General features: G+C 70.3%; 8 protein-coding genes. All 8 read left to right on the forward strand.

The features are described 5' to 3' along the window. Positions 1-2,834 (forward strand): amino acid adenylation domain-containing protein (locus tag GCN78_RS28495; RefSeq protein WP_152254699.1); only part of this gene is annotated, 2,834 nt, incomplete at its 5' end. Beyond that, positions 2,831-4,174, forward strand: coding sequence for an MFS transporter (locus GCN78_RS28500; protein WP_152254700.1), 1,344 nt, complete (start codon positions 2,831-2,833; stop codon positions 4,172-4,174). The genes GCN78_RS28495 and GCN78_RS28500, both read left to right, overlap by 4 nt. A 126-nt stretch (positions 4,175-4,300) precedes the next feature. Further along, a complete protein-coding gene (locus tag GCN78_RS28505; RefSeq protein ID WP_152254701.1) occupies positions 4,301-5,092 on the forward strand; it encodes a DUF6875 domain-containing protein in 792 nt (263 codons plus the stop codon). Beyond that, positions 5,089-6,456 carry an FAD-dependent oxidoreductase gene (locus tag GCN78_RS28510; protein ID WP_152254702.1) on the forward strand — a complete coding sequence of 456 codons (1,368 nt, stop codon included), beginning with the start codon at positions 5,089-5,091 and terminating at the stop codon, positions 6,454-6,456. Before GCN78_RS28505 ends, GCN78_RS28510 begins: the two co-directional genes overlap by 4 nt. Then, positions 6,456-7,979 (forward strand): glycosyltransferase 87 family protein, encoded by a 1,524-nt coding sequence (locus tag GCN78_RS28515; RefSeq protein WP_152254703.1) that lies wholly within the window; start codon positions 6,456-6,458, stop codon positions 7,977-7,979. Before GCN78_RS28510 ends, GCN78_RS28515 begins: the two co-directional genes overlap by 1 nt. A gap of 25 nt (positions 7,980-8,004) precedes the next feature. After that, positions 8,005-10,245, forward strand: coding sequence for a carbohydrate binding family 9 domain-containing protein (locus GCN78_RS28520; protein WP_152254704.1), 2,241 nt, complete (start codon positions 8,005-8,007; stop codon positions 10,243-10,245). A gap of 113 nt (positions 10,246-10,358) precedes the next feature. Continuing rightward, a complete protein-coding gene (locus GCN78_RS28525; RefSeq protein WP_152254705.1) occupies positions 10,359-11,240 on the forward strand; it encodes a decaprenyl-phosphate phosphoribosyltransferase in 882 nt (293 codons plus the stop codon). Continuing rightward, on the forward strand, positions 11,237-11,730 hold a 494-nt coding region (locus tag GCN78_RS28530), incomplete at its 3' end, for a lysylphosphatidylglycerol synthase domain-containing protein (RefSeq protein ID WP_193316900.1). The genes GCN78_RS28525 and GCN78_RS28530, both read left to right, overlap by 4 nt.

Here is an 11,730-nt window from a genome sequence, read left to right on the forward strand (position 1 = left end):
GCCACGTGGCGCTGCTGGCGGACCGCTCGGCCGAGGCCCTCGTGGGGCTGCTGGCCATCGTCGCCACGGGCGCCGCCTACGTGCCGCTCGACCCCGCCCTGCCCGCAGCGCGCCTGCGCTTCATGCTGGACGACGCCGGCGCCATCGCCATCGTCGCGCCGCCCGCCGCGCAGGCACAGGCGCTGGCCATTGCCGGGCAGCTGCCCGTGCTGGCCACCGATGCGCCGCCGGACGGCGCCGCGTTCACCGCGCCCGCCATCGACGGCGGCACGCCCGCCTACCTGATCTACACCTCCGGCTCCACGGGCACGCCGAAGGGCGTGAGCGTGAGCCAGGCCAACGTGCTGCACCTGGTGCAAGGCTTCGCCCAGGTCCACGACCTGGCCGGCCAGCGCCTGCTGATGATCCCCCCGCTGCAGTTCGACGCCTCCGTGGGCGACATCTTCCCCGCGCTGGCCTGTGGTGCCACCCTGGTGCTGCACGGCGCGCCGCACCAGCTGGGCGCGGCGGAGCTGGCAGCGTATTGCGCGCGCCACGCCGTCACGGCCATCGACGCGCCGGCCGCCCTGTGGCGCCGCTGGACGGACGCCTTCGATGGCGCCGCCAGCGCCACGGGCGGCGTGCTGCCGGGCCTGCGCCTGATGATGTTCGGCGGCGAAGCCGTGCCCGTGGAGCAGGTGCGCCGCTTTGCCCGCCTGACGGGCAAGCGCGTGCGCCTGGTCAACCATTACGGCCCGACCGAGGCCAGCGTCTGCGCCACCGCCTTCGCCACCGTGGATGGCGCCGGCCTGGAAGGCAGCGACCTGCCCATCGGCCAGCCCCTGCCCGGCGTGCGCGCCTATGTGCTGGACCGCCACCTGCAGCTGGCGCCGCGCGGCGTGGCGGGCGAGCTGGCCATCGGCGGAGCGGGCGTGGCGGCCGGCTACCGCCATGCGCCGGCGCTGACGGCCGAGCGCTTCGTCGCCGATCCCTACTGCGGGCAGGAGCATGGACGCATGTACCGCAGCGGCGACCTGGCGCGCTGGAACAGCGACGGCAGCCTGCAATTTCTCGGCCGGCGCGACCACCAGGTCAAGCTGCGCGGCGTGCGCATCGAACTGGGCGAAGTGGAAAGCGCGCTGCTGGCCTGCGACGGCGTGCAGGCGGCCGTCGCCACCGTGCTGGAAGTGGCGCCCGGCGACAAGCGCCTGGTGGCGTATTTTGTCGGCTCCGGCGTGACGGGCGCCGCCCTGCGCGCGGCACTGGCGGCGCGCCTGCCCGACGCCATGCTGCCGGCCATCTTCGAGCGCCTGCAAGCGCTGCCCCTGACCGGCAACGGCAAGATCGACCGGCGCGCCCTGCCCGCCCCCACGCAGACGCTGCACGAGCTGGAGGCGCGCAGCATCGTCGCGCCGGCAACCGACACGGAACAGCGCATGCTGGCCGTGTGGCAGGAACTGCTGGGCCGCGAAGGCCTGAGCACGGACGATGAATTCTTCAGCGTGGGCGGCGATTCCCTGCTGACTTTGCCGCTGGTATTCCAGCTGGCGCGCGCCTTCGGCGTCGACGTGCCGCTGACGGCCGTGTTTTCCGCCCCCAGCATCTCCGCCCTGTCGCGCGTCGTGGACGACCTGCTGGCCGGCGTCGCCGCGCCCGTGCTGGATCTGGCTGCGCAAGCCGTGCTGCCGCCCGACATCGATGCGGCGCGCGCGGCGCCGCGCCGGGCCGGGCCGCCGCGCGCCATCCTCGTCACGGGCGCCACGGGTTTCCTTGGCGCCTGGCTGCTGCGCGACCTGCTCGACGCCAGCGCCGCGCAGCTGCTATGCCTGGTGCGCGCCGACGATGCCGCCGACGGCGCGCAGCGGCTGTGCGCCAACCTGCGGCACTACGGCCTGTGGCAGGAACGCTACGCGGCGCGCCTCACGCCGCTGCCGGGCGACCTGGCCGCGCCCCGCCTGGGCTTGACGGACGATGACTATGCCAGCGTGGCCGGCGAGGCCGACGCCATCGTGCACAACGGCGGGCAAGTCAATTTCCTCGCGCCGTATGCCAGCCTGGCGCCCGCCAACGTGGGCGGCACGCTGGAGGTGCTGCGCCTGGCCACCACGGGCGCGCTCAAAGCCGTGCACATGGTCTCGACCCTGGGCGTGTACGTCAGCGCCGACTACCTTGGCGCCACCGTGCGCGAAAGCGACGCGCCGCCCACGGCGCACAGCCAGCAGGGCGGCTACAACCAGAGCAAGTGGGTGGCGGAACAGCTGGCCCTGGCGGCGCGCGAACGCGGCGTGCCCGTGGCGCTGTACCGGCCGGCCCGCATCACGGGCGACAGCGGCAGCGGCAGCGCCAACCTGGGCGACTACTTCAGCAGCTGGATCAAGGGCTGCGTGCAGCTCGGTCTCGTGCCCGACATCGCCAATGCCAGCTACGACATGGCACCCGTCGATTACGTCAGCGCCGTCATCGCCGGCCGCGTGCTGGCGGACGATGGCGCCGGCGGCACCTGGCACTTCCTCAATCCCGCCCGTCTGTCCACCAGCGCCCTCGTGGATGGCTTGCGCGCGGCCGGCCACCCGGTGCGGCTGTGCGATTACGCCGTATGGCGCGCAGCCCTGCAGCAGGCGGTGGCCGGCGGCGCGGAAAATGCCCTGGCCAGCTTCGCCGCCCTGTTCCCCGAGCAGGCCGACGCGCGCGAGCCGGGCTTCGACTGCGGCGCCACGGAGCGCATGGCCGCCGCCCTGGGCCAGGTGTGCCCGCCGGCCGACGGCGCCCTGTTCGCCACCTGCCTCTCCTACATGCACGGCCAGGGCTACCTGCCCCTTGCCGGCGCCACGCCACAGGAAAGGGCCTGCGCATGAACACGTCCACTCGCCGCTACGCGGGCTTGCGCGACTTCCTGTTGATCTGGTTCGGCCAGATGACCTCGGGCATCGGCTCGCGCCTGTCCAGCTTTGCGCTGGGCATCTGGGTCTTGCGCACGACGGGGTCGACCACCCAGTTCGCGCTGATCTTCGTCGCCATGGCCGTGCCGGCCCTGCTGATCGCGCCGTTCGCGGGCGCCCTCGTCGACCGCTGGGACCGGCGCCGCATCATGCTGTGCTGCGACCTCGTCTCGGCCAGCGCCCAGCTGGTGCTGGCGGCGCTGCTGATGCACAGCCAGCTGGCCATCTGGCACATCTACCTGTGCGTGGGCGCCACGGCGCTGGCCAACGCCTTCCACGGCCCCGCCTATGCGTCGAGCATCCCCCTGCTGGTGCCGCACGGCCAGCTGAGCCGGGTCAACGGCCTGGTGCAGACGGGCGGCGCCATCGCCCAGGTGGCCGGTCCCCTGCTGGCGGGCGTGCTGGTGAGCCTGATCAGCCTGCCCGGCGTGCTGCTGATCGACGCCCTGTCCTTCGTCGCCGCCTTCATCGCCATGCTGCTGGCGCGCATCCCCCGCCCGCCCCGCAGCCAGGACAGCGCAGGACAGAGCCTGTGGCGCGAAGCGGCGACGGGCTGGCGCTATGTGCGCGAGCGCAACAGCCTGTTCGGCCTGCTGCTGGTGTTTGGCACCTGCAATTTCCTGTTCGGCATCGCCGCCATCACCATCACGCCGCTGGTGCTGTCGATGGCCGACCCGGCCCTGCTGGGCGTGCAGATGTCCATCGGCGGCGCGGGACTGCTGCTGGGCGGCGTGCTGATGGCGGCGTCGGGCGGCATGAAAAAGCGCATCAACGGCGTGCTGGGTTTTTCCCTGCTGGCGGGACTGGCCCTGGCCGCGCACGGCCTGGCGCCGTCCTTCGTGCTGGTGACGGCGGCCGGTTTCGTGTTCTTCCTGACCTTGCCCGTGATCAGCGCGTCGAACGATTCGCTGTGGCAAAGCAAGGTGCCGCCCGGCCTGCAGGGGCGCTGCTTCGCCATCCAGCGCGTGCTGTCGGAAGCGGCCATGCCCGTCGGCTACTGCCTGGCGGGCCCGCTGGCCGAGCACGTCTTCGAGCCCCTGCTGATGCCGGGCGGCGCGCTGGCCGGCTCCGTCGGCCAGCTGATCGGCACGGGCGCGGGGCGCGGCATGGGCCTGATGTTCATCGTCCTGGGCCTGGCGATGAGCCTGGTCGCCATGCTGGCCTACAGCATCCCCGCCCTGCGCCGCGCCGACGAGCTGCCCGACGCGTGGACCCAGCCGCCCCCGGCGGCCGAAGGGGACGCCCAGCCCGCCTGATTTTCTCTCGGTAGTACCAAGGTGAATGAAAAAGCGCTGCCACGCAGCGTTATGGGGACGCTTTTTCTTCAAAAACGCAATGCAGTAGCACATCGATAACAACATCGACCCACTGGAGCAAGCAAGATGACTGACACACACATGCTGCACACGGCACCGGCGCCCAACAAATGCCCGCTGCCCCATCACGACAAGCAAGCCGCCGCGCACGGCCCCGGATACGGGCTGATGCGCGTTTCCCAGGTGGCGCGCGACTATCCCAGCCATTCCGCGCTGGCCAGCGTGCTCGAATGGATGCGCGCCTTCCTCGCCCGCAGCCACCCGGAACTGGGCCGCAAGGGCGCCGTCTGCCCCTTCGTCCCCGTGGCGCTGGAGCAGGACAGCATCTGGATGGCCGAGATCGCCGAGCGCGAACCCACGCTCGAGAGCATCTCACGCGTGATCCTGTATTACCGCGACCTCTTCCTCGCCACCGAACCGACCAGCGGCCCGGACGCCATCAACAAGGCCTTCCTCGTGATCTTCCCCAACCTGGGCGCCGAGGGCGCGGGCGTCGTCGACGAAGTGCAGCAGCTGCTGAAGAAGGACTTCGTGGAAAAGGGCCTGATGCTCGGCGAATTCCACGCCAGCAATGAAAGTCCCGGCCTGCGCAACGCGCAATTCCGCCCCCTGCGCAGCCCCATCCCCATGCTGGCCATGCGCCACATGGTCGATTCGGACTTGCCTTTCCTGCTGCGCGCGGCGTATGCGGCACCCGTGCGGGCCGCCTACCTGCGCGCCTACCTGTTCCGCCTGGCGGGCAGCCTGGGCTGGTCGCGCTTCGAGCAGGCGCTCGACGGCGTCGTGGCCGCCGAAATCGAACAGTGGCAGGCAGGCCAGGGCCAGCCCGATGCGGCCGGCGCGGGAGAGACGGCATGAGCGCCGCCCATCCCGCCCACAGCGCGCCGGGCGCCCGCGTGGCCATCGTCGGCGGCGGCCTGGCCGGCTCCCTGCTGGCGCTGGCGCTGGCGCGGCAAGGCCATGGCGTGGACGTCTACGAACGCCGCGCCGACCCGCGCCGCCAGGATGGCGCGGCAGGCCGCTCGATCAACCTGGGCCTGTCCAAGCGCGGCATGCAAGCGCTGCAGATGGTGGGGCTGCTGGACCAGGTGCTGGCCCATGCCGTCGTCATGCGCGGCAGGGTCATCCACGCGCCGGACGGCAGCACGCGCTACCAGGCGTATGGCAAGGATGACAGCGAAGTGCTGCATTCGATCGACCGCAACCTGCTCAACCACCTGCTGCTGGACCAGGCCGAGCAGCATCCGCAGGTGAAACTGCATTTCGAGCACCGCTTGCTGCGCGCCGACAAGGCGCAGCGCGAACTGGAGCTGGAAACGCCGGGCGGACGCCGCATCACGGCCCATCCGGCCTGGGTGGTGGGCGCCGACGGCGCCTTTTCCAGCATGCGCCGCGAATTGCAGCACGGCATGCGCGCCGACTACCAGCAGGAATACCTGGAATGGGGCTACAAGGAGCTGACGCTGGCGCCGCGCACGGACGGCAGCTCGGCCATCGAACTGACGGCCCTGCACGTGTGGCCGCGCAGCCACTGCCTGTTCGTCTCGCACCCGAACCAGGACGGCTCGCACACCCTGACCCTGTTCCTGCCGTTCGAGGGCGAGGACAGCTTCGCCAGCGTGCGCGGCGAGGCCGACGTGACGGCGCTGTTCGCCAAGTACTTCCCCGACCTGCTGCCCTTGCTGCCGGGCTTGCTGGAACAGTGGTCGCGCCACCCCACGGGCACCCTGATCACCACGCGCACGGCGCCATGGCGCTTCGGCGACTGGGCCGTGCTGGTGGGCGACGCCTGCCACGCCGTGTACCCGTTCTATGGCCAGGGCATGAATTCCGCGTTCGAGGATTGCTGCACCCTGATGGCCGCCCTCGATGCGGCGCAAGGCGACACGGCCACGGCGTTCGCCAGCTACGAGCTGGCGCGCCGCCGGCACACGGATGCGCTGGCGCAATTATCAAAAAGCAACTTCACGGAACTGCGGCAAAAGGTGCAGTCGCCGTGGTTCGTCGCCCGCAAGAAGCTCGACCTGCTGCTCAACCGCGCCTGGCCGCGCGGCTGGCTGCCGCTGTACACCATGATCGCCCACACCACCATGCCCTACGGCGACGCGCTGCAGCGGGCGCGGCGCCAGGAGCGCGTCCTGCACGCCTCGGGCGCGCTGGCCCTGGCCGTGCTGGGCATCGCCGCCGTTGTCCTGTCCCTGACCCTGATTGGAGGTAACTGATGCAAACTGTACATGTACAAGGCCGCGCGTGGGAGCGCCTGGCCGTGGCGCTGCTGCTGTGCGCCTTCTTCGGCATCTGCGCGGCCGTCGCCGTCACTGCCCTGCAAGCGGCGCCGTCGCCGCTGGCGCTGCTGCCGCTGGCCATCGCACTGGGACTGAGCCCGATGCTGGCCCGCCATCTGCCGCGCGAGCTGGACGGCCTGCTGCGCGCCCATCCCGTGCTCAGCCTGCTGTGGCTGGCGCTGGCCGCGCTGACCGTGGCGCGCATCGCCGGCGTGGCCCTGTTCATGGCCGACCCGCTGCAGCCGCAGCTGTCGGCCATCTGGTACGACCCCTTCTACGTCAACCACAGCTGCTTTTCCTCGTACTGGAAGGCGTCCGAACTGGCCAGCGCCGGCGCAGCGAACATCTACGACGGCGCCCATTACGCGGGCAACGAGGGACGCTTCAAGCTCGACGAATACCTGTACCCGCCGCCGTTCCTGATCCTGCCGCAGCTGGCGGCATCCCTGGGCGCGGGCTTCGTGGCCATGCGCGCCGCCTGGTTCGCCGTCGACGCGGCGCTGGTGATGGCCATCATGCTGGCCGTCTGCGCCTGGATCGGCGGCGCCGCGGGCCGCCGCGCCGCCCTGCTGCTGCCGGCCGCCTGGCTGGCCCTGCCCACCCTGATCACCATGCAGACGGGAAACTTCCAGCTGGCCGCCATCGCCCTGGCCATGCTGGCCATGCTGCTGTTCCAGCGGGGACGCGACGAAGCGGGCGGCGCCGTGATGGCGCTGGCCCTGTTCAAGATCTTCCCCGGCGTGCTATGCGCCTACCTGCTGTTCTGCAAGCGCTGGCGCGCCCTGGCGTGGAGCATCGCCTTCTCGCTGCTGTACGCGGCGCTGGCCTACGCCATGCTGGGCGCCCAGCCCTTCCGCGATTTCGTCGGCTATGAAATGCCGCGCATCGCCAGCGGCGAAGTGTGGAGCTGGATGCAGCTGGAAGGGCTGGAAGCGGTGGTCGCCATCAATTACTCCGTGCCGGCGCTGGTGCTCAAGCTCAAGCTGTTCGGCGTCGATGGCCTGGAATACCGCCACCTGGCCGCCGTGGCCCTGCTGTGGAGCGTGGTGGTGGTGGCGCTGGCCTGGCTGGCGGCGCGCCGCGCCAGCGCGTGTTCGCGCCTGGAACTGGCCGCCGTCTGGCTCGGCCTGCTGGGCCTGGCCGCCGTGCGCAGTCCCTTCGTGCCCGACGACTACGCCCTGTTCCCCGCCCTGTGGCTGTGGTGCCTGCTGGCCGCCGGCCAGGTCCGCGCTGCAGCCCATCGCTTCTTGCGCAGCGCCGCGTTTGCCGTGCTGTGGCTGGCCTTTGCCATCGTCATGCCGATCGGCCTGGTGCAGCCGCAGCACCTGCCCCTGCTGCTGGCCGTCTCCACCGCCAGCCAGCTGCTGGCCCTGGCCTTCTGGCTGTGGCCCGTGCTGCGCCGCCCGGCCGCGCAAGGCAGCGCCAACACCACTGCGTCCGCGTCGCCCGCGGCCGCCTGACCCCCATTCAGAAAGAAAAACCACGATGAAACAAGCTATCCTGACCCCGCTGCGCCGCACCGCCCTGTGCCTGATGCTGGCCTTCTCCGCTCCCGCCCTGGCCGACGAGCGCCTGCAAATTCCCCGCGCCGCGCATGCACCCGTGCTGGCCGACTACATCGGCAAGGTGCCGGCCGACGCCGGCGTGGAAATCAAGGGCTTCCGCCAGTACGCACCCGGCGACGGCGAGCCGTCGCTGCTGGAGACGAAGGCCTACCTGTCGTATGACGACGAGCACCTGTACGCCGTCTTCGTCTGCACGGACGACCCGGCCCTGGTGCGCGCGCGCATCGCCCGCCGCGAAGACTTGCCCGGCGACGACGCGGTGCAGCTGGAAATCGACTCCTTCAACGACAAGCAGCGCTCGTTCCGCTTCTATGCCAACCCGTACGGCGTGCAGATGGATGCCAAGCACACGGAAGGCCTGGGCGACGATTTCAATTTCGACACGCAATGGCAGTCGGACGGCAAGATCACGCCCACCGGCTACGTCGTCACCATGGCCATCCCGTTCAAGAGCCTGCGCTTCAACCGCGCCGACGTGCAGAACTGGGGCATCGCCGTGGGCCGCATCGTGCCGCGCCTGAACGAGTTTTCCTACTGGCCCTATATCACCAAGCGCCAGGCGGCCTTCGTGCCGCAGCTGGCGCCCGTGCAGATTGCCGAGCCGATCACGTCCGGGCGCAACATCCAGCTGATTCCCTACGGCTACATCGGCCGCAGCCGCGCCCTGAACGGCAGCGACCCGGCCAACACCTTCTGGGACCGCGACGACAAGAACCAGGCCGGCCTCGACGCCAAGCTGGTGCTGGCCGACAAGTTCGCCCTCGATCTGACCTACAAGCCCGATTTCAGCGAAGTCGAGTCGGACGAGCCGCAGGTGCTGATCGACAAGCGCTACGAAGTGCTGTTCCCGGAAAAACGCCCGTTCTTCCTGGAAAACTCGGGCTTCTTCACCACGCCGCAGCCCCTGTTCTTTTCGCGCCGCATCGCCGAACCGCGCTATGGCGCGCGCCTGACGGGCCGCGAAGGCCACTGGTCCGTGGGCGGCCTGCTGATGGACGACGTGGCGCCGGGCGAAGCGCTGCCGCGCGACAGCCGCGACTTCGGCAAGGCGGCGCGCATCGCCGTGGCCCGCGTGCAGAACGATTTCGACGGCGATTCCAACGTGGGCGTGCTGTTGACGGACCGCAAGTTCGGCCAGCAGAGCAACCGCGTGGCCGGCGTCGACCTGCGCTACAAGATCGATGAGAACTGGGTGCTGAGCAGCCAGCTGGCGCACAGCAAGTCCAGCATGGACGGCTTGCCCGACCACAGCGGCCGCCTGGCCTTCGTCGAGGCGAGCCGCTCGGACCGCAACTTCAACTATGCGGGCCAGTACCTGGACATCACGCGCGACTTCGATCCCGCGCTCGCCTTCATACCCCGCACGGACATCCGCCAGACGACGCAGACGGCGTCCTACCTGTGGAACTTCCCGGAGGCGCCATGGCTCGTCAGCGCCGGCCCCAGCATCAAGGCCGTGGGCACCAAGGACCACGACAACACGCTGCAGGACTGGTCCAGCGATGCGTTTTTCAGCGTCAACGGCTTACGCGCCACCACCTTCGAGGTGCACAAGCTGGATGGCTTTGAAAAGTACGCGGGCCTGGACTTCCGCAAGTCCGGCTACTCGCTGGCGGCCAGCACTGAATGGCTGAGCTGGCTGACGGGCTGGATCACCGTGGGCCAGAACGACGTCATCAACTACCAGCCGGCACCGGGCCTGGCGCCCTTCCTCGGCGACGCGCGCAGCGTCTCGGCCAACCTGAAGTTCACGCCCGTGGCGCAGTTCCGCGTCGAGCAGACCCTGTACTGGAACGACTTGCGCACGCAGGCGGGCGTGGCGGGCCTGGCGCCGGGCAGCATGGTCTACCGCGAACTGCTGTCGCGCACCAAGCTGCGCTATCAGCACAGCCGCTTCATGGCCGCCCACCTGATCCTCGACTACAGCCACCTGAAGACCAACCGGGCGCTGACGGGCATCGAGGGCGGCAAGCGCCTGACGGGCGACCTGCTGTTCAGCTACGTGCTCAGTCCCGGCACGACGGCGTACGCGGGCTACACGGACCGCCAGGAAAACCTGCAGCTGATCGGCAATCCGCAGTTGCTGCAGCGCACGCGCGACCTCGACATGCACACGGGACGCAAGGTGTTCGTCAAGTTCAGCTACCTGTTCCAGCTGTAAGGCCGCCCCCCTCCCCCAGGGCGGGCCGGGCCCGCCTCGCCCGCCCTGGTCTTTGCACGCAACTGGAGTCTGAACATGCAAGCATTCTTTTCCTCCGCCACCGGGAGCGCCCCATGCGCGCGCTGATCCGGCTGCTGCGGCCGCACCAGTACATCAAGAACGGCTTCGTCCTGCTGGGGCTGCTCTTTGCCACGCAGCGCGATGCCGCCACGGCCACGCACGCGGCGCTGGCCTTCCTGGCCTTTTGCGCAATGGCCAGCGCCGTCTACGTGCTCAACGACCTGCTCGACGCCGAGGCGGACCGCCAGCACCCGCAGAAAAGCCGGCGCCCCATCGCCAGCGGCCAGGTCAGCGTGCCCGTGGCGTGGTGCGCCTGCGTGCTGCTGGCGGGCGCCGCGCTGACCCTGGGCGCGGCCGTGGGCCTGGCCGTGCCGCTGCTGCTGCTGACCTATCTGGCCCTGAACGTGGCCTATTCGCTGTACCTGAAGCACGTGGTGATACTCGACGTCTTCGTCATCTCGGCCGGCTTCATGCTGCGCATCCTGGTCGGCACCGTGGGCATCGGCATCGCGCCATCGCAATGGCTGCTGCTGTGCGGCCTGATGGTGACCCTGTTCCTCGGCTTCGCCAAGCGGCATGCGGAACTGATGCAGCTGGCCGCCGCCGGCCCCCGCGCGGGGTCGGGCGGCGCCTGCGCGCGGCGGGTGCTGGACGACTACAGCGGCGTCATGCTGGGCCAGTTCATCGCCGTCAGCGCCGCCTGCACCGTGCTCAGCTACAGCCTGTACACGGTCAGCCGCGACACCATCGCCACGCACGGCACGGCCAACCTGATCTACACGGTGCCGTTCGTGGTGTACGGCATCTTTCGCTACCTGTTTCTGTTGCACCTGCGCGCGCAGGGCAACGATACCGCGCACGACCTGCTGACGGACCGCCACCTGCTGCTGACCGTGGCAAGCTGGCTGGCCGTCACCATCGGGGTGCTGCCATGAGCGGCGCCCTGCTGTCGGGATGGCGCTACCGCGCCTTCCTGCTTTCCATCGCCATGGCTGCCGCCGGCTACCTGGCCTTTTCGCTGTGGGGCGGCCTGCCCGCGCTGGGCAGTGCCGCCGCGCACGTGGGCGCGGGCGGGGCGGCGCTGATGCTGGCCCTGTCGCTGCTCAACTACGGTCTGCGCTTCTGCCGCTGGCAGCGCTACCTGGGCGCCATGGGCCACGCCGTGCCGTGGCGCGCCAGCGCGCGCATCTACCTGGCCGGCTTCGCCCTGACGGTGACGCCGGGCAAGGCGGGCGAAGCGCTGCGCGGCGTGCTGCTGGCGCGCCTGGGCGTGCCGCATGCGCACAGCCTGGCGGCGCTGCTCAGCGAGCGCGTGTCGGACTTGCTGGCCATCATCTGCCTGGCCTTGTTCGGCCTGAGCCAGTATCCGCCCCTGCTGCCGCTCGTCGCCGCGGCCGGCGCCGCCGCGCTGGCCGGCGTGTGGCT

Origin of the sequence: Janthinobacterium rivuli, from assembly GCF_009208735.1 — a bacterium.
Taxonomy (GTDB): Bacteria; Pseudomonadota; Gammaproteobacteria; order Burkholderiales; family Burkholderiaceae_D; genus Janthinobacterium.

Excerpts from the sequence above, each read along its gene's own strand:
- GCN78_RS28500 (WP_152254700.1), top strand. The coding sequence starts at position 2,831 with ATGAACACGTCCACTCGCCGCTACGCGGGCTTGCGCGACTTCCTGTTG.
- GCN78_RS28505 (WP_152254701.1), top strand. The coding sequence starts at position 4,301 with ATGACTGACACACACATGCTGCACACGGCACCGGCGCCCAACAAATGC.
- GCN78_RS28510 (WP_152254702.1), top strand. The coding sequence starts at position 5,089 with ATGAGCGCCGCCCATCCCGCCCACAGCGCGCCGGGCGCCCGCGTGGCC.
- GCN78_RS28515 (WP_152254703.1), top strand. The coding sequence starts at position 6,456 with ATGCAAACTGTACATGTACAAGGCCGCGCGTGGGAGCGCCTGGCCGTG.
- GCN78_RS28520 (WP_152254704.1), top strand. The coding sequence starts at position 8,005 with ATGAAACAAGCTATCCTGACCCCGCTGCGCCGCACCGCCCTGTGCCTG.
- GCN78_RS28525 (WP_152254705.1), top strand. The coding sequence starts at position 10,359 with ATGCGCGCGCTGATCCGGCTGCTGCGGCCGCACCAGTACATCAAGAAC.